Below are 22,987 nucleotides of genomic sequence, written 5' to 3'. Positions count from 1 at the left end.
CTCAATCAAGCAATGTTCGCGCAATAGTGCGAATATAAGCATTCGAGGGCGAGGCGGCAGGTTTAGATTAATCTGCCGCGTACTCTTCTAGCAGTGAAAGTGGAATAATGTCTAACGCTTTTTCATGTGTGGCTTCCAAGCGTACTTTCGGCGCTACACCTGCCTCATAGGCTTGTAGCCAGCGAGCGGCACACAAACACCATCTGTCGCCTGCTAACAGGCCAGGAAATGTCATACTAGGCCACGGCGTGATGAGGTCGTTGCCTTATCGTAGCGAAAACTGAAGAAATTCGTCAGTGACAACCGCGCATACGCTGTGATTACCCACATCAGCGTCTGGTACATAGCAAAACCCTTCTCGCGTAAATCCAGTATTTCCACAGCATAGCTGGAGTGGGCGTCCATAAACATTTTTTGCGTTCGCCAAAATCAGAACCCTCTTTTACAACGTATGGTTTAATAGGTATGTCTTATTCAAATCGCCAAGTCGCGAATTTAGGATGAATAGAACCTTATCTATCCACCTTATGACCCTGCTCGACAAGGGTCAACAATAAGCGCTACGGTAACTACGTTTTAAGGTAAAAAATCGTGCTCGATAAAAGCAAAAAAACAGGCGACAGTAACTTTTCTGAACAAGAGATTGCGCGCTTCGATGCGCTGGCTGACTCTTGGTGGGACCCAGAAGGCAAATACAAAACCGCGCTGGATTTTAATCGGGCAAGACTAAACGTTATAAAAGCACAAATAGAAAATCATTTCGGTCAGGGCAACTTGCCTCCCGATTATTCCGCCTTATCAGTGATAGATATTGGCAGTGGCGGGGGGCTAATAAGCGAACCGCTAGCAAAATTAGGCGCTCAAGTTACGGGAATAGATGCCAGTGCGGTGAGCGTAGAAGTGGCAAAGCGCCATGCTCAAAATACAGGAGTAAAGGTAGACTATCAGCATAAACTCTCAAGCGAGGTAGTAGAAGAAGGTCGGCAATATGATGTGGTAATTAACGCCGAAGTTGTTGAGCACGTGCCTGACCAGCAGCAGCTTATGCGCGAGTGCGCAAGTTTGGTTAAGCCGGGTGGCCTGCTGATTTTGGCGACGCTGAACCGCACGCTGAAAAGTTATGTTGTTGCCATAGTGGGAGCGGAATACGTAATGCGCTACTTACCAATAGGAACCCATGACTGGAAGAAATTTGTTAAGCCCTGCGAATTAAAACGCTGGATTGGAAATGAGTTTACCCTTAAGTATCAGGTCGGTATGAGGCTAAACCCACTTAAAGGAGAGTGGCTAACCACTTCGAGCCTAGCGGTAAACTACATTCAAGCATATTCCAAACATAAATAAGCGACTATAAGTGTTATTTATGTCCTGTATGTTTAGTGCAAATGGTATGGGTTAACATACTTCATACCTGACGCTATCTTTCTGAATTAACTGACTAATAGTAACTAACTCCGTCGAAAATTTACCTATACACAGTAAAAGCCTTTATTAAAGATTTCACACAAAGGTTGATCTTTACATGGTGTTTACATAATTATAACAAAGGTCTGACCACAGACCACATATAACCATAATTATGGGACACACTCGATGACACTATATAACCACTTACGCTCTATAAGAATACGCTCTACAAAACCATGGCTCGGTAAATTCGCCGTGATATTAGCTTTGTTCAGTATGACATTAGGCTTGTCTGGCCAAGCCTACGCTGGCACCTACGCAAAAACCAAGCACCCTATTGTGTTAGTTCACGGTCTGTTTGGGTTCGAAGATATCTTATTTGTTGATTATTTCTATAAGGTACCGCACAAACTTAGCCGAAACGGCGCTGTTGTCTATATCGCAGAGGTCTCACCAGCAAACTCGACCGAAGTCCGCGGTGAACAGCTACTCGAGTACATTGATGAAGTTCTGGCGCTATCAGGAGCTGACAAAGTGAATTTAATTGGACATAGTCACGGTGGACCAACGGCACGTTACGCCGCAAGCGTTGCCCCAGATAAGGTTGCTTCGGTAAGTTCAGTTGCCGGCGTAAACTGGGGAAGCAAAGTGGCAGATGAACTACGAGACGCTTTTTCTGAAGGTTCAGTGGGCGAGGGTGCTGCGGGCGTTGTAGTTAATGCGTTCGCCAATATCATCGAGATTGCCTCTGGGTCAGATCCGCGAGACAAACCTACAGATTCAATCGCTGCGCTTAATTCATTGTCTACGTCTGGCTCTGTTGCTTTCAATCAAAAATATCCAGAAGGGATGCCTACTGCCTACTGCCGCAACGATGGAAAAATGCTGGCTGAAAATGGCGTGTACTATTTCTCGTGGAGCGGAGGCAGAACTTACACCAATGCTCTTGATGTAGTTGACCCATTCTTGGCTATTACTGGCACCGCATTCAAAGAGCCAAACGATGGGCTAGTATCGACCTGTAGTTCTCATTTAGGTAAAGTACTTAAAGACAACTATAAAATGAACCACCTTGATGAAGTCAACCAGAGCTTTGGCATAACGCACTGGTTTGAAACCGACCCAGTTGACGTGTTTGTTCGTCAGGCTAACCGACTGAAAGGCTTAGGGCTGTAGTGGCGAAGCGTCAATTACACCGTGTTTTTCCAATACTAGGAGGGCTGCTCGCCCTCTTAGTATTCGGTGCTTTTCTTTACAACCAGTTAGCGTCTGAATCTCAAACCTCTAGTTCAGAAATTGTCAGTCAACGCTCATCCTCAGGTGCACAAGCGAAAGCCGAAGAATATGAGTTAGAAGGAGGAGGCGCAGTACATCAAGTAACTGATGTAGGTAGTCATCGGGATAGTGACACTGATATTGCAGCTGATCGTACAAAAGCTGATCTCATTCCCTTTGAACTCAATTACTCAACCAAAGACGCTTTCGATCGCTTCGTATTTGCACGCACCTCAGAAGTGCCGCAAGCAGTGAAACTTGCCTACACAACCCATGCTCACGAAATATTCACACTCAGCACGCAGAGTGACGCAATCGACTTATTTGCCCGGTATGTCGATTACAAAGTGGCGCTGTCTTTGGTTGAATTGGACGTCGACCTTGCCAGTCACAGCTTGCAGGATGTGTCGTTCAAGCTAGATGAGCGAGAGGAAATCAGACGAACTTACTTTAATAATACTGAATATCACTATCTGTTTAGTCAAGAAGCACAGGTAGATGAGGCGGCGCTAGCACGTTTAAGTGTTGCCCAAGAAAACACCTTGTCCAGAGACGAGAGAAAGGCCCTTATCGTCGAGTCAATTAAAGCGGGAAACTCTGCCGAACGTGAAGCCTTCCAGCCCACACTTAATATGCATCGAATAAACGAAATAAAAAACAACCACAGCACTATTAACGATCGCTATAACGCAGTGGCGGCTGAATTTGGTAGTGAAGTTGCAGAACGCTTTTCCAAAACATGGGCACAACAAGCTCAGTGGCAAAACAGAATTGCTGAATACAAAACATTCCGCGATAACTTGGCTCAGCAATCTCTTGATTCAAACGCAATAGAAAAAGCACTGCAAGAGTATCAATCTGCCCATTTTACTGACAATGAAATAAAGCGTCTTAAAGTGCTCACAGCGCTGTAGCAGCATTTAGATAGAGCTGGTTCAAGACCTGCAACTGGTTAATTATCTGCGAAAAACACAGAGGTATAACCATAAAGGCGCTGAATAGTATGAGTCATATACAGAGTGATTTGAAAGCGTACTGCACAGTTACTAATCTTGGGTTATTACAATTCCTGACTAATCACCATAAGGCCCGTAATCATCATTATGAAAATCTACGAAACAAAGACTGCGCCCAACCCACGTCGAGTACGAATGTTTTTGGCTGAGAAGGGCATTGACGTTGACTACGTTCAGGTCGACATTCAAAAGGGTGAAAATCTAACTGCGGAAATGCGCGCGAAGAACCCGCTGGGAAAGATACCTATTTTAGAGCTTGATGACGGCACCTGTATTGCCGAAACCGATGCCATTTGTACGTATTTTGAAGCACTGCAGCCAGAGCCACCGCTAATGGGAACAACGCCCGTTGAAAAAGCGACTATTTCTATGTGGCAACGACAAGTAGAGTTCGCGTTTATGATGCAAATTGGTATGTGTTTTCAACATACTACAGGCTACTTTAAAGATCGTATGACGCCGGTTCCTGAATTCGGTAAGGAAGCGGGTATTAATGCGTCGAAATATTTGAACATTTTAGAGCGTCGACTTGGTGTTAAAGAGTTTATTGCTGGTGACACCTTTTCTATTGCTGATATAACCGCGTTATGCGCTATGGATTTCGCCCGTGTGGTAAAAATTCGTATGACTGACGAGCATGTCAATCTGGCGCGCTGGTATGAGGCGGTAAGTAACAGAGAGAGTGCAAAAGCCTAATGATAGATTTATACACCGCAGCCACACCGAACGGTTGGAAAGCGTCGGTAGCGCTTGAAGAAATGGGGCTTGAATACACCGCCCATGCCGTAAACCTGATGAAGGGAGAGCAGAAAACTCCTGAATTTTTGGCAATGAACCCCAATGGCCGTATTCCGGTAATTGTGGATAGAGAAGCCGAGGGTCACATCGTGTTTGAGTCTGGCGCTATCATGATTTATCTCGCAGAAAAAAGCGGTATGTTTTTACCCACTGACGCAAAGCGAAAAAGCCAGGTTTTACAGTGGGTCATGTTTCAGATGGGAGGCATAGGCCCAATGATGGGCCAAGCTAATGTGTTCCACCGCTACTTAGAAGAAAAAATTCCAGTGGCGATAGCTCGTTATCAGAACGAAGTGCGCCGCCTATTTACCGTGCTTGATGGGAGGCTAGAAAATCGAGAGTATTTGGTCGACGACTACAGTATTGCTGACATGGCGAACTGGTGTTGGGTGCGTACCTATGAATGGTCTGGTGTAAGCTTAGAAGGGTTGGACAACTTAATCCGTTGGAAAAACAGTATTGAAGCGAGGCCAGCCGCACGACGTGGAGTGGAAGTCCCTAATAAAATTGACAGAGAAGTACTGATCAAAGGGGCTAAAAATGTTGTTACGAAATAATGGATAGTGTTTTTCAATTTCTTGATTGAAACAAAAGTTTGTTGGCGTAATATTGATCAACAAACTTTAAAAAATCAGAAAAATAAAGGACAAGTATGAAAGGATTTCTTCTCTCAGTATTAATGCTGCTAACAAGCTTTAGCGCATTCTCCTCACAAGAGTTGCCTCTTGAATATTTTATCAAGCACGGTGACTACCTAGACCTAGCATTGTCTCCATCCGGTAAACATATTGCTGCGCGAGTCCAGGTAGACGGCAGGGTTTTTCTCGTTCTATTAAAAACAGAGGATATGTCTATTGTTGGAGGAATTAGACCGCAGAACAACGACATTATACATACGGTCAATTGGGTAAATGACGAACGCGTAGTGTTTGAGTATGCAGAAAAGCAAACTTATCTCGACAGCCCAATCCCTACTGGCGAGCTATACGCTATGAATATTGATGGGTCGCAACGAGAATTGATATACGGGTATCGCGCCGGTGACCAGAAAACGGGGAGCCGTATTTCATCCAAAGATGATTCAAAGGCAAGCCAAGAAATCATTAGTTTCCTAGACAATGACGACGATCATATTTTAATCGTGGAGTACCCTTGGACAAAAGATGGCAAATTTTATTACGACCGTCGGGAAAAGCCGGCGTTAATTAGTCGTCTCAATGTTTACTCGGGCAAGAAACGTAAACTAGAAGTACTTCCCTATGGTTCAAGCAGTGCACTTGCCAATAAATTTGGCGATGTGAAGTTTATGACATGGCGAGATGATAACAATGTTCAACACTCTGCCTATAGAAGCGATAACGACGGTGAGTGGATCCCACTTGAGGAAGCATTTGAGAACGTAAGTGGACTGTTGCCCTTAGGGCAAAGCGAAGACGGTGAATTTGTTTACCTATCCGGCCGCTTTGGTGATGAAGGTATTTCAACATTGTTTTCACTTCATCTACAGTCGGGGGGATATAAACGGGTGTTTTCTGACCATGCCACCGACATTGAATACGTAGTTCTAGACCGCAATGGCATGCCCGCTGTAGGTATCACTTACCCAAGTAGATCTAGCTATGTGTATGCGCAGACCGAAACAAAAGTGAGTAAAGTTCACAAGATGCTAGCCGAAGCGTTCAAAGGTCAAACTGCAACCATTGCAAGTCATACAAAAGACTGGAAAACACTGTTGGTACGCGTATCCAGTGATGTAAACCCCGGAGAGTACTACTTATTTGATAGCGATACATTGAGTGCTCGGTTTATTTGGGCAAACAGCTCTTGGATAGATCCTCGATTGCTTTTAAGCATGCAGCCTGTGGCAATACCTACTGATGACGGCGAAACAGTGAATGGTTACATCACGCTTCCAGCATCTGAAAAGAGCGACAAGAAACCTCCTTTAGTTGTTGTTATTCACGGCGGGCCACATCAATCAGGCACGCGTGATTTTTGGCGTTACGATTCTGAGACTCAGCTTTTGGCAAACCGAGGCTTTGCTGTTCTGCGCGTCAACTTCAGAGGAAGTGACGGCTATGGTAAGCGCTTTGAACGACTTGGTTATCAAGAGTGGGGCGGCGCAATGATCAAAGACATCAACGATTCGGTAAAATGGGCCATTGAACAGGGCTATGTTGATGGAGAGCGAGTATGTGCCTATGGTGCAAGTTACGGCGGGTATGCTGCGCTTATGGCAGCAGTCAGAGACCCAGATTTGTATCGATGCACTATTGGCTATGTAGGGATCTACGATCTGCAGTATGTTTATTCTGAAAGTGACATTCCTACAAGCTGGGGAGGCAAAGCCTATTTGCAAGAAGTAATTGGCACAGATAAAGCGCAACTAGCGGCGTTTTCTCCTATTACTCACGCTGACAAGATTAAGGCAAAAGTAATGCTTATCCATGGTTCAAAAGACCGTCGTGTACCTGAAATAAATGCAGAAGCGCTAGCCGATAAGCTAGCAAAAGTGAATAACCCGCCAGTTTACCTACAATATTCGCAAGCAGGCCACGGTGTTTATGATGAGGGCGATAGACAGGAACTGTATCAAGGAATGCTAGATTTCCTGAGCACTAACTTGTTGTAGCTGTTGTTAGTGAGTCTACAAATCGATTAAGCCAGCCAAACGCAAAACTCGGTTTGTAGACAAGCTCGAATGACTCTTCATAGTGGTGAGGATAATCCATGACATCAACAACACTCAGCTTGTGTTTAGTTGCTATAAAATCTGGCACGTAAGCCAAAGCAAGGCCGTGTTCGACAATAGCCATCATCGTGCTGAAGTCATTGCATCGGTATTTAATTTGACGCGGTACAGAGTCATCTCTCCAACCATCTGAACCTATTCCCCGTTTTACACCACAAAATGGCGACACGTGAGGACACGCAAACGCGAAATTATGTAGTGTTTTACAGTCTATTTGGCTTGTTGTATTTGAATTAAACAGTGGGTGGTTTCCTGACGCTGCCACTACATAACTCGAGCTACCCAATGGAATACTTCGCAAAGAAGCACTATCCTCGCTATCACGGGCCGCTAACGGCGTAACAATACCTAAATCACAGTTTCCCTTAATAGTGTCTTCTAGGGCTTGTCCCTCCCAGCAAGCGTTTACTTTAAATTGAAAATGAGGCGCACTGAGTTGGTCAGCCAAGGCGGGCAAATAGTGCTGGAGCAACAAAGAAGGGCCCGCTATCGTGATAGTAGAGCGCTGCGAATCACCTTTAAATTCACTTATTGCTTGGTCAGTTTCATGCACAAGTTGGGAAGCATATCCAAGAAACTTTCTACCCTGCACATTTAACAATATGCCTCTTCCCACCCGGTCAAACAGCTGAGTTTGAAGTTTACTTTCTAATCGCTTAATTATTTTTGACAGTGCACCGCTCGTAACCGCGAGCTGCTTAGAAGCTATGTGTAAGTTTTCGTGGCGAGCGACAATGATAAATTTTCGTAAGTCTTCAATGTCCATTTGTTTTTTAGTTCCATTTTGGAAGTGTTTATGTATTTATTGTAGCTTAAAAGTAAATGGTAAAAATGGGAATATAGAAGTCACCGAAGTGCTTATTGAATGCCTAAAATGAAATCTCCCCAACTGCTATCCATATTATTTATCCTGATGTCGACGCAACTTTCTGCTACTAGTGATGTGAGTAATAGTAAGTCGAAGGTGTATGGAAGCGAAAACGAAAGTACTCACCCTCACCACGAACGGTCAAATGGACGCATGGGGGTTCACGGTATGGCGCTTTTTACGGATGGCGTAAAACTCTATGCGAGCCATATGCCTCTTTACCATTTTCCTCATGATTACCAGCTTATCTATGAAGTAGAAAGTACGCACCAGCCAGCATTAATAGCTTACTTAACAACTAACTCTTTGAACACACACAAAGAGGCGCCGCTGCTCAGTATTGTACCGGAAGTATTCGACCTCAATTTGCTAATTAACGGTGAGTCGCTGGGTGTATCGGCAACGTTATTTAAGGGGCATTTTGAACGAGAAGGAACAGAATGGTTAATTGACCAAAATCTGTTTTTTAAGAAGCAATTGTTCAAGCAAAGACTAGAGAAAAAAGACGAATCTGGCAGCAAACATTGGTCTCAGGTCGTGCTCAATGGTCAGTCGCTTTACATCCATAGCATTAACAATGCGCCGTCTTTTGATGCGTTGGTATGGGGAAAGGCATGCCCACACTTAGACCACAACAAGAGTAGTATCGATGTACCCAGTAAAATGCAAATAAGAGCCATGTTCTCTACATGCAGTAGCCATCAAATAGCGTATTATGAAACACAAGACTTCGTAAGATAAAGCCGAAAGCGACCCGTCGATCAAGGTTCACCTTAAGTACTAAAATAGTTTATCACTTACTTGGTGTGGATATGCTTGGCTAATAGCTTGTATATGTTCAGGGCCGATACCACAGCAGCCCCCGATGATAGTTGCGCCAGCAGCCACCCAAGTCTTAACGTATTCAACATAGCGGGCGGGGGTTATATCGTCACGTATTTCGGAAAGTAGCGCGTTGGCCGCGTGTGTACGTTTTCTCTCAGAAAAGCTATTTGCATAAGCGCCAATATTAATCGAAGTATTTAAACTTCGCGTTATTGAAATAGCGTCTTCCATCTCTTCCGGCTGCGAGCAATTGAAAAGTACGCTTTGTACTTCGCTCAATATTGGCGCTATCTCACTTAGCGGCTCACCAGAGCGCAATGTCACAGGCTCGTTAGATGTTTCTCGATTACTAACGGAGAATGACAGCCATATAGGCAGTGAAGAGTGCTGTTTTATAAGTGATACCACGGCTTCAGCTTCTTCTACCGAACTTGCAGTTTCAATCAACCAAACATCAACATAGGGCTCCTGGGCTTTAATAAGCGGGGTGAGAATGTCGGCTACACGGGTTGCATCAAATAAATCTGGGCGGTAAGAACCAAAAGCCGGAGGAACGCTACCCGCGACAAATCGCTTATTGTCACCATCGCTCTTTAATGTGTCTACTGCACCTCGAGCGAGTTCGGCCGCATTCTGGGCTAGAGTAAAAGCCTGCTCTTTAAATGTATTTTCCCCAATATGAAAAGGTACAAGCGCATAGGCGTTAGTGGTAATAACGCAGGCACCGGCTTCAAGAAAACGTTTGTGCACATCACTTACTAATTCAGGTGTTTGCATTAGTGCCAGTGCTGACCACTCTGGCTGCTTAAAGGGCGCACCTGTCTTTTTCAGCTCTCGCCCCATGCCGCCATCTAAAATTAAAATGTCATGCATTCCTTCTTTCATGCTGCCCAAAGCCAAACCTTTTGAGATGTTAGATGATTAGTAATAATTTGCCTGAAGGGCTAGGTTTGCACTTCCAATGGATTGCGCTTTTCTGCCTACAAGACCTTCGCTTATGTGTACCTGAGCAAGGCCACGCATATCAAGCGTCTCCATCGCGGTTTGCGTATGCGCGACCAATGCGTTTTTGACATCATCAGGAATTGCGCCATCTATGATTACGCCGTCTAGGTCTAACAAGCTCATTGCACATTGAGTCGCAAAGGCCAATCCTCTGGCGGTTTCGCTCAACCAGTCTTCTATTGAGCGCGTGTCACAAGACCAGTGGGATGGCGATTCATAAATATGCTGACCGTTGTGCCCAGCGTCGTTTAGCTTTCTTTCCAGCAAATAAAGTGAAGACTGGGTTATTAGCTGGCTTTGTGTACTGCCATTGTAAAAAGGTAAAGAGCCAATGGCCCCAGCGTTGCCTGTTTTTCCATTAACTAACTGGTTATTGAGTACCAGGCCACCGCCTAAGAATGTGCCAACAAAGATGTAAAGAAAGCTACTGTAGTTTTGGGAATTACCGAAAGACATCTCTGCGCTGCACGCTGCTCCAGCATCATTTTTTATAAAAACAGGCAGTGATAATAAATCTTCCAACGCCGCTTGTGGGTTAAACTCTCTCCACTCTTCCAATTCAGTTTTTGGGGCTCCGGCTTCTTCTGCCCAACTCCAAATTTCGAAGGGCATAGCAACGCCTAAACCTCGGATTAGGCGCTGTTGGTCGGTATCCAAATTTTTAATGAGTACATTGAAAGCACGTTTTGCAAAGGTAAGCAGGTTGCTTACGGTCGGGTAGGCGAACTTCTCGTGAAGTGTTGCTCTTACATTGCCTTTCAAGTCGAGTAACGTCATATCGAAACTTCGTCGACCTACTTTCAGCCCAATACCAAACGCGCCGTTTTCATTGAGACCAAACGGCACTTTGGGCTGGCCTACTCCGCCTTTGATTGGCTTTAGTCGCCTTACTAGGCCGTCAGCCTCTAGTTTTTTAATGATCACTGTCGCTGATTGTGCAGACAGCCCCGTTAACTGTGCTATTTCAGCTTTAGGCAATGAAGAACGTTGGCGAATTAGGGTAAGGATATCCCGTTCATTCGCTGAGCGGCTATCAAGCAATGTAGGTGCTTTCTGTGATGGTAGGTGAAAGGCCGATTCAGTATTCAATGTATTTACAATCTATCGTTTTAAGAAGCTAGAGTGTAATAACAACCTAGCCGTGTATCAAATTTAAGAAATGGTGTAGGTACTTGTTCAGACATAACTTTATTCGACAGTACTACGTCAACCCTATCACACCCATTGATTTTTGCGCAAAAGGTTAAATCAATTAGGTTGATTTAATTGGTTCTTTCGACAATACTATGCCCCAATTAATTAACGATTCGTTAACCTTGCGCGAACTGTGCATAGGTAAACTGCAATTTTTAAATTCTGTTAAGTGAGGCTGGTATGAAGATTTTATGTTTAGGTGAAGTGCTAATTGATATGTTAAGCCAAGGTGCTGCGCCCAAAGATGGCAACATACCAGCAATGAAACCTTTCCAGCCCTACGCGGGTGGTGCACCTGCTAATGTGGCAGTCGCTGTAGCTCAGCTAGGTGGTGAGAGTGCGATGGTCTCGAAAGTAGGTGACGATACTTTTGGCGCGTTTCTTAAAGAAATGCTAGAGCATTACAAAGTAAACACTGACTTCGTGTGGACTACACAAGAAGGTAATACGGCTTTGGCATTTGTAAACTTGGATGCAGACGGCGAACGCTCTTTTGATTTTTATGTCGATAATGCAGCGCATAAACACATTTCAGAGCAAGATTTGTCGACAATAGATTGTGATAAAAATACAGTGCTTCATTTTTGCTCAGGCTCTATTTCAGGCCCTGAACTTATTCCTGGTACCGAGTTTATTCTGAACAAGGCGAAGGAAAACGGCATGATGGTGTGTTTGGATATTAACTATCGCCCAGCGTTTTGGGATGACACAGCGAATGCTCCGTCACGTATAGATGAAGCTGCAAAGAAAGTGTCTGTTTTAAAGGCTAGCCGAGAAGAACTCGCAGAGCTATATGGCGAAGAAAATGCTGATACAAAGGTTCAGCAGTGGTTAGATAGTGGCGTTAAAGTGGTGCTAGTCACCGATGGTGGTGAGCCCATTCACTATATTACCAAGTCCTTCAGCGGCACGTTAGCGTCACCTAAAATGGATGTAAAAGACACGACAGCAGCGGGTGACTCTTTTATTGGTGGCTTCTTATATTTCCTATCTACAAAAGTGAAAAGCGCTGATGACTTCGACGCATGGGCGGAGAACTTCGAGAATGTAAGCGAAGCTACGGAATTTGCTATCCGCTGTGGTGCTTACACGGTAACGCAGTATGGTGCATTTAGCGCATTGCCAACGCAGGCTAACATCGCTAAATAAGTATCGATTATCTTAAGATAAACAAAAGGGTTCAAAATGAACCCTTTTTTCTTCAATCGCTGCGCACCGGTAAAGGTGGCGACAGCTGATGTATTGGAGGCTTAGTGCTTATCCGCTCTACTTTGGAACTTGCGTTCCTCGGTGTTTACCTTAATCCATTCGCCAGTGCTGATGTATTCAGGCACCTGTACAACCAGTCCGGTTGAAAGCGTGGCAGGCTTGGTTCGAGACGTAGCAGAGGCGCCTTTAATAGATGGGTCTGTCTCAACAACTTCAAGCTCTACGCTCATTGGCAAATCTAACGCTACTGGCACTTCACTTACAATAACCACCTGAATACCGTCGGTGTCTTCATTAATGAATAGCGCCTCATTTTCAATACTTTCTTTGTTCAAGTGATAAGGCGTGTAGTCTTCCTTATCCATAAAAATGTATTCGTCACCATCAACATAAGAAAACATTGCCGGACGACGAATTAAATCAGCCATATCTAATGTGTCTGAGTCTTTAAATGTTTCGTCGTACTTAGCACCTGTGACGACGTCATACATGCGCATGCGATAAATGCTGCCACCTGCACGACCTTGGGGTACAGAACGTTCTATGTCTCTAACTATGCAGGTCTTACCGTCAAATACCACGGTGTTATTCTTTTTGATTTCACTAGCCTTAGGCATGGCGATTTCCTATTTTTGTTCTCTTCAGGCAATCCGCCCGAGGTCATCTGTAAAACTTCATTTTCAGCGATTTTTTCTTACTTAGGAAGTATTTTTACGTGGTTAGTTTTCGATTAACGCTTTAACGTTGGTTAGCGTGTCAGCTTCCGCGGCGGGTTTATCCCAACGAATACGGTGAATGCGAGGAAAGCGCAGCGCTACACCCGATTTATGTCTTGAAGAAGGATGAACCGCGTCGAAAGCCACTTCTAACACCAGATCTTTCTTTACCTCCCGCACAGGGCCAAAGCGTCCCACTGCATTGCGCCGTACCCAGTTGTCTAGCTTCTTAAGTTCTTCGTCGGTAAATCCAGAATATGCTTTTCCTATTGGCAGAAGCTGGTCGTCTTCCCATGCACCGAACGTGTAATCGGAATAGAAGCTCGATCGTTTCCCGTGCCCTCGCTGCGCGTACATCATTACCGCATCAACCACCAGCGGGTCGCGCTTCCACTTGAACCATTGCCCTTTGGGACGGCCGGGGATGTACTTGCTATCTAAGCGCTTTATCATCAACCCTTCCACCGCGCGATTTTGACAAACGTGGGCATGAAGTTCACGAAGGCTTTTAGGAGAGCTTGCAGAAAGGGTTTCCGATAAAAACAAGCGCTCGCTTTTGTTGTGGTTAAACCATTCGTGGAGCGCCTGGCGACGTTCCTTCAACGTTTTCTCAGTTAAATCTTTGCCATCTAGTACTAAGGCATCGTAGACAATAAGTCCAACAGGTGAAGACGCTTGCAGTGCTTTACTTGGCTTTTTCTTGTTGAGGCGTTGCTGAAGTGCATTGAATGTGTCGACATTCGGCTGTGAAGTGGTAGCGTCATAAGCGTCGTCCTTTACGTTATGAATAACCAGTAGTTCACCGTCTAACACCATATTTCCTTTTACCGTTTCAAGTAGGTCGGGAAAAGAATGGCTAATGTCATCTCCTGTGCGTGAGAAAAGCGCCTTATCCGGCGTTCCATCATCTGTTGTTTGCCCTTTTTTGTTATCGTTCTGGTCTTTTCTTGTGGCGCATTTACTGGCAATAGGCTCCGATTTAACAGCAAGCTGAACACGAATACCGTCGTACTTGTTTTCAATTTGCCACGTGTTTTCCTTAAAAGCATCAATATCGCTGTCCTCAATAGGGTGGGAGAGCATCACGGGGTGGAAAGTAACTGCATTTTCAATGTCAGGTTTGTCAGCTTTGCCTTCTAGCCAAGCAAGCATGTCGGTGTAGGGTGGTGTAACCGCGTGCCACAGCGTTTCAATTTCTTTGATATCTTTATTGCCATAATCGGCCAGTATTTGTTTAATGGAGCGAGCCGACACGCCTATGCGCAATCCGCGGGTGCCAAGTTTCAATAAAGCCCAGCGCTGTGCAGGGGTCATTATCGTCAGGTAGTTGGCTAGCGTTTCCGACACCTTCTGTTTACTCACAGACGCAAAGGTTTCTACGACTTCAGTAAGACTTGGAAGATTATCCGTAGGTTCACTGTAAGGCCATAAATGCGCCACGGTTTCGCTAACCTCTCCCACATAATCGTAGCTCATTGCAAAAAGTGCAGAGTCAGTGTGTTCGGTAATGAGCTTTTTCACAGTGTTACGCTTAAAAAAATCGAATCGCAACGTACCGGCCATAGCGGCTATAGCCCAGCCACGATCAGGGTCAGGTGTGTTGGCAATGTAATCAGCAATGAGTTGCGCTTTGGCTTTGTTTCCCGACGTGTAATAAAGTTGCTCAAGCAAATTACTAAATGCTTTCATTAGTCGCCTCCTTGCTCTTCTTCATCGTAGCCGACAAGCGATAATGCCCTAGCTTTGAACCCCATTTTTTCAGCTTGATACATTAACGCGTCCTCTCTACCGTGGGTCACCCATACTTCTTTGGGATTCACTTCTTCAATGGTTTGTAATAATTCTGGCCAATCGCAGTGATCGGAAATAATAAGCGGTAGTTCGGCATTTCTTTGCTTCGCACGGGCGCGAATTTGCATCCAGCCAGACGCCATAACAGGGCGCACATTGGGTAAGCTTCTCGACCACCTGTCGGCCAATGCCGAGGGGGGCGCTAATACAATCTCACCTGCCAGTGCTTTTTTATCTGCGACGTCGGATACAGGAATTAAAGCGCCTAGACTTATTCCAAGCTGTTCATATAAATCGCATAGCTTTAGCTGCGCACCATGTAAGTAGATGGGCTTTTCGTACCCCGCTTCACGTAGCGCTAAAATAACCCTCTGGCATTTCCCTAGGGCATACGCACCAACAAGGTGGCATCGTTCGGGAAAAACACGTAATGAGTGAAGGAGCTTATCTATTTCGTGCTCTATAGGTGGATGTTTAAATACAGGAAGGCCAAAAGTGGCCTCGGTAATCAATACATCGCAAGGGACAACTTCAAACGGCGGGCAGGTAGGATCGTGGCGACGTTTGTAGTCGCCGGAAACTACAACGCGATAACCTGCATATTCGATAAGAATTTGGGTAGAGCCTAAGATGTGTCCGGCGGGGAAAAAAGTGACCGCAACGTCATTAAATGTCACTGACTTACCTAGCGTTATGGCGTGTTGGTGTGTTGCCATTTCATCGCCGTAGCGGGTTTTCATAATGGCCAGTGTTTCTGCGCTGGCATAGACACTGTGGTGGCCTGCGCGCGCATGATCAGCGTGGCCGTGAGTAACAAGTGCGGTTGACACTTCATTCATAGGGTCAATATAAAACTGGCCTGGCTCGCAATACAGGCCAGTGTCGTCAGCTTTTAGCCACGTTGATGGATGCACTACGCATAATTTCCACGAAATAAATAATGCTCTTACTACGTAGTGAATGCCTAAAATCGACCATTCGATGTTGAAAACACTATATGTTTCAAATGACTGCTGAACAATAAACGGTTTCGATTGTCACAAAATGTGTCGGTACGGCTTCTTTAATTGCACTTTATAAGTTTCTTAATTACATTCACTACCCGACTAAAAAGACAGCTTTTTGGACATTTCTCTAATAAGGACGTTGCTTTATGATGCGTTATTGCGCTTGCTTACTTGCTATTTCTACCCTCCCTGTTTTTGCTCAATCTACCGATATACAACACGAAGCTGCTATAGGCTTTTCAGACGTTCGCGATGGTGATGACGTTTTTATCGGTGCAGCATATCGCTATTACTTTGAGTCTGTAAGTATTGATGAGCAGCCTTGGTCAATAAGTCCCTACCTCCAGCGAACCAGTAATGTATCAGTTGACTATTTTGGCGTTGATAACGTTGACAATTTCAATGTGAAAGGCGAATGGTTTTATTCTGATGCGTTAGTGATAAGAGGGCGTTATGGTCGCTTGACCAACGATGGACTTTATTTTGAAGATACGTTTAATCGATTCGGTATAGAACTGTCAACGTTTGCCAATGATAATTGGGAATACGGTGCTGGCATTGAATACTTTGACTTAACTGAAAAATATCTTGCATCAGCAGAACCATATGCAAGAGGCGAACGCTCTGAATCAGAATTCAGCTACAGCGTATTTGCTCGCTATAATAGTTTTGGAAGCCGCGCCGGAAAATTTACGCCGGGCTGGGATACAAAGTTGAAAGGCACCCAGTTTGATGGTGAATTTTCCATTGAACTAGATTCAGATTATTACTTTCGCCCCGACTGGAGTGTAGGCGTGTCGTACATTCACGAGAGTAACGACGTTATTGGCTCGGATAATGTTATTGAGTTAGGGACTCATTACTGGTTTAACCCGCATGCATCTGTTGAGTTCGGTCTAGGATATGATACCGACGAAAGCCAGCTGGGCTCGGCCACCTTGTTAGGTACGTTCAGATTCTAATACGCTATTTACGTGGACGAGGGCCTCATTTTTACAGGCCCTTTTTTGTACGTCATCCATGTAGGGGCGACGGTTTAAAGTGATAACTCGCGGATTTGAGCAGTGATGTTTTTCTATTGGAGGAGTATCGATATTGAATCTTCCGGCGTTGCCTCTAGCGTCGCTTCGGAGAGGTGTGGATTATTAAGTTTAAGTACGGTTCTCTCTGAAAGCTTCAGCGCTTTTTCAATATCTTCAAAACTAATGTATTTTTCAAATAACGCGGCGAAGCTTCCGTCTTGTCGAGCAATATTTAATCCCCGTTCTATGCGCTGCGCTAATTCAGGTTTCGATTGTGAAACGAAGAAGAACATGTAAGACGGGTAATACAATAAAACTGAAGGCTCTATGATAATGTCTGGGTCGTTTAGTGATTTCGCCTCTACCACCGCCTCATGAGCCGCACGTGGGAAATAATCAATTCTACCAGCCTTTAAAAGCTCAATGATAATGTCGTAATTACTGGTTCCTAACGTAGTAAATCCGTTGTGCTCTAGAATCTGAAAATCGGGCCAGTCGTGACCTTGACCTGCTACAAACCGCTTTAGGTCAGACGCGCTACGAATATTGTCAAACTCACGTAGAGTACTTTGGCGGATCAAAGAAACGCGATAGCCCATGATTCCGTTCAATAGAGGAACCCGCACCGGAATGGCTTGCTGTTCACGCAATTTTGACGTCACTGTCCAAAACACGTCAATTCCCCCTTCTTGGTTTAGCTCGCGTAGTACACGTTCTTGAACCAAATTGCCGCTACTCTCTACGAGATATGTTGGTTTAATAGGGTCTTCTGTTTTGCTGAGCGCTAATTTAAGCAATGCAGAGTAATAGTCATGAGAGGCATAGTCGAACTCACTACTTTCGACTATCTTAACTTCGTAACTGCTAGGGGCGAGCTGTGATGTTTGCGCACTGTCCAACACACTTCCAAAAGCTTGTTGACAGAAAAGGTGCCAAATTATCATCACCGCTACTATTGAAAATAGCCCTACTCGACGTCGATTTTGTATCATGCCTATTTACCTCAATGGCTAAGGAAAAGCCATTGGGCCTGCTAACCTTTAACATTGAGTAAAGCTTAGCAGGCCTACTTATTTAGGTTGCGTTTACCGTTCAGTATAGACACAATTTTCAAGATGCAAGCGACATGGCCTCAGGTTAGCTGCTCTACTTCATCATGTTTCAATTTTTGCTTTTTGAGAAAACTGCGCAAATACATTTTTCGCCATAGGGCTTCAAAGGGACCTTGGTTGAAGTGCTTAGTAATGCCGTTCGCCAAAATAACTTGTACTGCGGTGAAGGCGATGGTGACAAGAAGCAAATCAAGCAACGTTACGCTGTAAATAAAGTTTGGAAAATAAGAGGGCATGACGATGCGAAATAGTACAGCGAGTGCTATTGATTGGGTTAAGTAGAGGGTGAACGCAACTTTGCCGCAGTTTATAAGCGACTGATACCACCACGCCGCAGTATGTCTTATATTTATCAATAGGTGAGCGTATACCAAAGCACAGAAAATGGCTGGAATGCTAGTGAACATGGGAATCACATCTAATGTTACCTGTTCGAATAAAAATTGCGGAAGTGCAGTAATGATGGATGTGACGATAGCAACCAATACTAACTTCTTAAATAGTAGTGACGAGAAGCCGTGATTGAAAAAGCCTGCCCTATACAAATAAGCGCCAAACATCATAAGCCCCATAGACTGCCACAGCATAGTGAATGGCGCGACAATAACCGTAGACAGCATAAATGACGCTTGAATACCAAGCTGCGTTAAATAGCCGCTTTGCCACAATGCGACTTCTTCGTTAAATGTTTCACTGGGTCGCGTTGGCAGTTCAGTCCCCATGTCGAACACAAACGCCATGACGAGCCCACCAACTAACATAATTGCGCTTCCCACAATAAGGTAATGAATACTTTTCTTTTTGAGTTCATCTTGAGGGAGCGTGAAGTGTTTTAAAATAAAAAATGCGCACAGGCTGTAATAAAGCAAAATGTCGCCGCTGAAAATAAATACGCCATGCAGTAGCCCAAATACAAACAGCCACTTAAGTCTGGCTTGTGAGAAATCTAAAAAATGGTGTCCGCGCTTCTCGCAGGACTCAAATTGAATTGCCAGACCTGCACCGAACAGCAAGCAGAACAGAGAACGAAATCGTCCATCCAAAAACAGCGTATTAAAAAGTGAAATAACCGTGTCTGATAATAGCGGCTCTTCAAAAAATGCATAGTTAGCGTAACCGTTTTGGTGAAACGTAATGTTCATGAATAAGATGCCAAGAATGGCTAAACCTCTAACGGCGTCTATTGAATGAATTCGCATGTACGGTCCTTGTAAGAAAATCGCTAATTCGTGAAACATAAGAAGGTCAAAAACTCTGCGCTGAAGTTTACGCTAAGAAAATGCATAAGGTCGAAGTGAAAAATGTATCTAAACATTAAACGCGCTGAGGATGATTACATTGTGCATCTATCGTAAGGCGTGACAAGTAAACCTAACCAAGGTTTTGCCGTATAAGTGCTAAAAGTATTAACAAGAACCATCAATGACTTCACTTCCTTCAGTCTTTGCCCATTGGTTTGAACAAAAAGGCTGGCAACTACGCGATTATCAACACACCATGCTGGTGGAGAAAGACCAGCATGACTGTACATTATTGATTGCGCCAACCGGCGCTGGCAAAACCCTGTCGGGCTTTTTACCTAGCCTAGTCGAACTTGCAGAGACATTTGGTATGAGCGAGCTTGCTGAGGCATTCGGTACGAGTGAACTTGATGAGATTTCGGAAAACCAGGAGCTTGTTAAGAAGACCGGAACCAGTGAACAAGCAGAAATAAAAGCAATAAACAAAAAGGCAACAAAAGGAAAAGAAAAGGATGGGTTCAACGGCCTACATACCCTTTACATATCGCCGCTGAAAGCACTCACGCAAGATATTCATCGAAATTTGTTACAGCCCATTGAAGAAATGGCGCTGCCGATAACGGCAGAAACACGCACAGGCGATACGCCCTCACACAAGCGCCAGCGTCAACGGAAAAAGCCGCCAAACATCCTGCTTACCACACCAGAGTCGCTCATGCTGATGTTGAGCTACGCCGATGCAGATAAGCTTTTTGGCAAGCTTAAACGCGTGATCATCGACGAAACACACAGTTTAATGGCCAACAAGCGCGGAGACTTTCTTTCACTCGCCCTCGCGCGGTTAAGCGTTCTATCACCGCATTGTAAGCGTATTGGCTTATCAGCCACCGTGGCTTTTCCCGAAACGCTAGGTGCATGGCTGGCCGGTAGTGACGGTGTAGCTAATATTGTAAAAGTGAAAGCGGGTGAAAAACCTAAGGTGGAAATGCTGCACTCTAAAGCGCGCATGCCTTTTGGCGGCTTTATGGCTCGCTACGCCATCGATGATATTTACCAGGCCATTGAAAACGCCAAAACCACACTGGTTTTTGTGAATACGCGAGCTCAGTCAGAGCTGTTGTTTCAAATGTTGTGGGAGGCAAACAAGGCTGCGCTTCCTATTGCGCTTTATCATGGAAGCTTGAGCAAAGAGCAGCGTCGTAAGACCGAAGTCATGATGGCAAGCGGCATGCTGCGGGCAATTGTATGTACGTCGGCCTTGGAGTTAGGTATTGACTGGGGGGACGTGGATAAGGTTATTCAAGTTGGCGCACCAAAAGGCGTGAGCCGATTACTGCAGCGCATAGGGCGGGCAAACCACAGGCTCGACGAGCCAAGTGAAGCGTTGCTCGTACCGGCAAACCGTTTTGAAGCGCTGGAGTGTCAGGCGGCGATCACCGCTATTGAAAAAGGGGAGCTAGACGGGGAAAGCCCACAGCCAGGGGCACTGGACATTGTCCCGCAATTTATACTGAACTGCTTGTGTAGTAGGGCTGATAGCCCAGATACATTGTATCAAGAGATACTTACCGCCACGCCATACCAAGGGCTCGATAGAGATGATTTCGATAAGCTGTGGCAGTTTACTCAAGACGGCGGCAGTGCGCTTAATGCGTATGAGAGATATCAACGCCTCACAAAAAACGACGATGGCACTTACTCGCCAGCGAATCGGCGGGTTATTCAACGGCACAGACAAAATATCGGCACAATCGTTGAAGCGGGTCGGCTTAAAGTAAAGCGTATTCGAAGAGGAAATCAGGGCAAGATAATTGGTGAAGTAGAAGAGTATTTCGCTCAGCAGTTAACGCCCGGAGACACCTTCTATTTTGCAGGAGAAGTATTGCGTTTTGAGGCTATTCGCGACATGCAGCTACACGCTAAGCCTGCAAAAGCAAAAGAGCCGAAAATACCAAGCTACGCGGGTGGTCAAATGCCGCTATCTACTTACTTGGCGGAAGGGGTACGGGCAATTTTGGCTACTCAGAAATCATGGAGAGCACTGCCTGCACAGGTACAAGAGTGGCTTAAACTTCAACAGGCGTTTTCTCAATTGCCTAGTCCTGACAACGTGCTTGTAGAACAATTTCCGTTTAGACAGGCGCACTATACCTTGTACTACACCTTCGACGGACGCAAAGCGAACCAAACCTTAGGTATGTTGCTAACGCGACGAATGGAAAAAATGGGCATTAAGCCTTTAAGCTTCAGCGTGACCGATTACGGATTATCGGTGGCTTCAGTAAACGCCATCACACAAGGGCAGCTCCAGCAGCTATTCCAGCCAGATATTTTAGGGGACGAGTTAGAAGACTGGATGTTGCAGGCACCTATGCTTAAGCGCTCGTTCAGGCAAGTGGCGGTGGTGAGTGGGCTCACTGAACAGCGCTATCACGCCAGCCAAAAAACCATGAAGCAGGTCACGTTCTCCACGGACCTTATTTACGATACGTTGCGTGAACACGACCGCGACCATATCTTACTTAAAGTAGCTCGGGCCGATGCAGAACGTGAGCTACTTGATTTACGGCGACTCGCTAATTTACTTATTCGCTATGTAGATTCAGCGATATTAGTGAATCTTGAAAAGCCGTCGCCCATGGCCATTCCAATAGTGCTGGATGTGCGTAGTGAACAAGTGAAAGGCGCTGGCGCACAGGCGATCATCGAGCAAGCTAATTTATATGCAGAAGCTGAAACCATGTTAGATGAAGTTCGCGCATTGCTATCAGGGGCTAGCGTTGAATAACGTGAAGATAAACACGACCTTTAGGCTTCGCTTTCATATCTTGGCGATGCACTTCACGCCTGATACCTTGCTCAACTAACTAGAGCGGTCAGAATGCGGAAGCTACGAAGCGTAGTCCCTCAAAATTAACGAGCGGTTTCAAACCGATAATAAAAACTCACAAACGAAGAGCAAAAGAGGAAATTTTGGCAATAACTGACGCGTGGCTAACCGAAAAAGTAAGCCAGCGCCACATCACTATCACAAAATATGCAGACTACTTGTGGCTGCTAGATGCGCGCGGTGTGGCGTATTTACCCGCATGCGATTGGCTTATAGTGTCTGATCTCCACTTAGAAAAAGGCAGTTATTTACGCAGTTATGCGAACCCGTTACCGAGTTTAGATTCCACCGCTACGTTAACGCGATTAGAAAGTATCATCGAAGATTACAAGCCACTGCGAGTTATCAGCTTAGGTGACAGCTTTCACGATAAACACAGCATGTCGCGCATGACCTTTGATGACCGTCAGCACTTATGTAGGCTAGTTGACAAAGTGAACGAGTGGATGTGGGTCGAAGGTAATCATGACCCAGATTTACCTGACGGCATACCGGGTACGCCGTGTTTTGAAATAGTGTTAGATAATATGGTATTTAGACACGAAGTAGAAACGAGTGAAACTCGTGCTCAGGTTATTGGCCATTATCACCCCAAAAAGCGCACAACCATTACTCGCCGCCGTTACTCAGGCAAATGCTTTACTAACAACGAAAATGTATTTGTGATGCCAGCCTTTGGTCAGTTCACTGGTGGGCTGGATATAGATGAAGAGGTAATGCTAACGCTTCTGCCTAAACGCTCACGACAGGTATTCATGCTCTACGACAAGATTATATTTAAAGTATGAACCACCAAAATGGGGTCAGAGTACATTTCCACCGCGGCAGAATTAAAAAAGGGGTCAGAGTACATTTTGTG

The 22,987-nt window shown here is 45.1% G+C and carries 19 protein-coding genes and 1 pseudogene; 11 read left to right on the top strand and 9 right to left on the bottom strand.

The genetic code is table 11. The annotated features are described in order from the left end of the window. Positions 1-67 precede the first annotated feature (67 nt). Positions 68-427: pseudogene (locus BZA03_RS11310) on the bottom strand (DUF2237 family protein). A gap of 164 nt (positions 428-591) precedes the next feature. Here BZA03_RS11310 and ubiG point away from each other — a divergent pair. From ubiG to BZA03_RS11280, 6 genes are all read left to right on the top strand, one after another. Further along, entirely contained in the window at positions 592-1,344 is a 753-nt protein-coding gene (ubiG, locus tag BZA03_RS11305; RefSeq protein ID WP_069945112.1) for a bifunctional 2-polyprenyl-6-hydroxyphenol methylase/3-demethylubiquinol 3-O-methyltransferase UbiG, read from the top strand. Positions 1,345-1,593: 249 nt separating this feature from the next. Continuing rightward, positions 1,594-2,583: a triacylglycerol lipase gene (locus BZA03_RS11300; RefSeq protein ID WP_110288837.1), complete on the top strand. Its 990-nt coding sequence runs from the start codon at positions 1,594-1,596 to the stop codon at positions 2,581-2,583. Next, a complete protein-coding gene (locus BZA03_RS11295; protein WP_110288836.1) occupies positions 2,583-3,596 on the top strand; it encodes a lipase secretion chaperone in 1,014 nt (337 codons plus the stop codon). Before BZA03_RS11300 ends, BZA03_RS11295 begins: the two co-directional genes overlap by 1 nt. A 189-nt stretch (positions 3,597-3,785) precedes the next feature. Further along, entirely contained in the window at positions 3,786-4,394 is a 609-nt protein-coding gene (locus tag BZA03_RS11290) for a glutathione S-transferase family protein (protein ID WP_014951078.1), read from the top strand. Continuing rightward, on the top strand, positions 4,394-5,053 hold the full coding sequence (locus BZA03_RS11285) for a glutathione S-transferase family protein (RefSeq protein WP_110288835.1): 660 nt from the start codon (positions 4,394-4,396) through the stop codon (positions 5,051-5,053). The genes BZA03_RS11290 and BZA03_RS11285 overlap by 1 nt, the downstream gene beginning before the upstream one ends. A gap of 95 nt (positions 5,054-5,148) precedes the next feature. Beyond that, positions 5,149-7,128, top strand: coding sequence for a S9 family peptidase (locus BZA03_RS11280; RefSeq protein ID WP_181417292.1), 1,980 nt, complete (start codon positions 5,149-5,151; stop codon positions 7,126-7,128). Here BZA03_RS11280 and BZA03_RS11275 read toward each other — a convergent pair. Then, positions 7,115-8,014 carry a LysR family transcriptional regulator gene (locus tag BZA03_RS11275; protein ID WP_110288834.1) on the bottom strand — a complete coding sequence of 300 codons (900 nt, stop codon included), beginning with the start codon at positions 8,012-8,014 and terminating at the stop codon, positions 7,115-7,117. The genes BZA03_RS11280 and BZA03_RS11275 overlap by 14 nt on opposite strands. 99 nt (positions 8,015-8,113) lie before the next feature. Between BZA03_RS11275 and BZA03_RS11270 the strand changes: the two genes are divergently transcribed. Then, positions 8,114-8,857 carry a hypothetical protein gene (locus BZA03_RS11270; RefSeq protein WP_146212365.1) on the top strand — a complete coding sequence of 248 codons (744 nt, stop codon included), beginning with the start codon at positions 8,114-8,116 and terminating at the stop codon, positions 8,855-8,857. A gap of 39 nt (positions 8,858-8,896) precedes the next feature. Here the strand turns inward: BZA03_RS11270 and BZA03_RS11265 are convergent, their stop codons facing one another. Further along, positions 8,897-9,826, bottom strand: a complete 930-nt coding sequence (locus BZA03_RS11265; protein ID WP_110288832.1) for a homocysteine S-methyltransferase family protein — start codon at positions 9,824-9,826, stop codon at positions 8,897-8,899. A 36-nt stretch (positions 9,827-9,862) separates the two neighbouring features. Then, positions 9,863-11,035, bottom strand: coding sequence for an ROK family transcriptional regulator (locus BZA03_RS11260; RefSeq protein ID WP_110288831.1), 1,173 nt, complete (start codon positions 11,033-11,035; stop codon positions 9,863-9,865). A gap of 285 nt (positions 11,036-11,320) precedes the next feature. Between BZA03_RS11260 and BZA03_RS11255 the strand changes: the two genes are divergently transcribed. Further along, a complete protein-coding gene (locus BZA03_RS11255) occupies positions 11,321-12,289 on the top strand; it encodes a carbohydrate kinase (protein WP_014951072.1) in 969 nt (322 codons plus the stop codon). Positions 12,290-12,390: 101 nt separating this feature from the next. Here BZA03_RS11255 and yeiP read toward each other — a convergent pair whose 3' ends face one another. From yeiP to BZA03_RS11240, 3 genes are all read right to left on the bottom strand, one after another. Beyond that, positions 12,391-12,966 carry an elongation factor P-like protein YeiP gene (yeiP, locus tag BZA03_RS11250; protein WP_014951071.1) on the bottom strand — a complete coding sequence of 192 codons (576 nt, stop codon included), beginning with the start codon at positions 12,964-12,966 and terminating at the stop codon, positions 12,391-12,393. Between the two features lie 102 nt (positions 12,967-13,068). Then, the gene (locus BZA03_RS11245) at positions 13,069-14,754 is read right to left on the bottom strand and encodes a cisplatin damage response ATP-dependent DNA ligase (RefSeq protein WP_110288830.1); all 1,686 of its coding nucleotides are present in this window, start codon (positions 14,752-14,754) and stop codon (positions 13,069-13,071) included. Then, on the bottom strand, positions 14,754-15,770 hold the full coding sequence (locus tag BZA03_RS11240; RefSeq protein WP_110288829.1) for a ligase-associated DNA damage response exonuclease: 1,017 nt from the start codon (positions 15,768-15,770) through the stop codon (positions 14,754-14,756). The genes BZA03_RS11245 and BZA03_RS11240 overlap by 1 nt, the downstream gene beginning before the upstream one ends. Before the next feature lie 239 nt (positions 15,771-16,009). On the opposite strand from BZA03_RS11240, the gene BZA03_RS11235 reads away from it, so the two are divergent. Next, a complete protein-coding gene (locus BZA03_RS11235) occupies positions 16,010-16,825 on the top strand; it encodes a putative porin (protein ID WP_075177300.1) in 816 nt (271 codons plus the stop codon). Positions 16,826-16,938: 113 nt separating this feature from the next. Here BZA03_RS11235 and BZA03_RS11230 read toward each other — a convergent pair whose 3' ends face one another. Then, positions 16,939-17,877 carry a transporter substrate-binding domain-containing protein gene (locus tag BZA03_RS11230; protein WP_258364629.1) on the bottom strand — a complete coding sequence of 313 codons (939 nt, stop codon included), beginning with the start codon at positions 17,875-17,877 and terminating at the stop codon, positions 16,939-16,941. Positions 17,878-18,017: 140 nt separating this feature from the next. Next, entirely contained in the window at positions 18,018-19,196 is a 1,179-nt protein-coding gene (locus BZA03_RS11225) for a DUF418 domain-containing protein (protein ID WP_110288827.1), read from the bottom strand. A gap of 223 nt (positions 19,197-19,419) precedes the next feature. Between BZA03_RS11225 and BZA03_RS11220 the strand changes: the two genes are divergently transcribed. Beyond that, a complete protein-coding gene (locus BZA03_RS11220; protein WP_110288826.1) occupies positions 19,420-22,026 on the top strand; it encodes a ligase-associated DNA damage response DEXH box helicase in 2,607 nt (868 codons plus the stop codon). A 185-nt stretch (positions 22,027-22,211) separates the two neighbouring features. Further along, positions 22,212-22,916 (top strand): ligase-associated DNA damage response endonuclease PdeM, encoded by a 705-nt coding sequence (gene pdeM / locus BZA03_RS11215; protein ID WP_110288825.1) that lies wholly within the window; start codon positions 22,212-22,214, stop codon positions 22,914-22,916. The last annotated feature ends 71 nt before the right edge of the window (positions 22,917-22,987 follow it).

This window comes from Alteromonas sp. I10, from assembly GCF_003201515.1.
Lineage (GTDB): Bacteria > Pseudomonadota > Gammaproteobacteria > Enterobacterales > Alteromonadaceae > Alteromonas > Alteromonas macleodii.
Note: the sequence above shows the minus strand (reverse complement) of the source record. Positions and strands in the feature narration are given on the sequence as shown.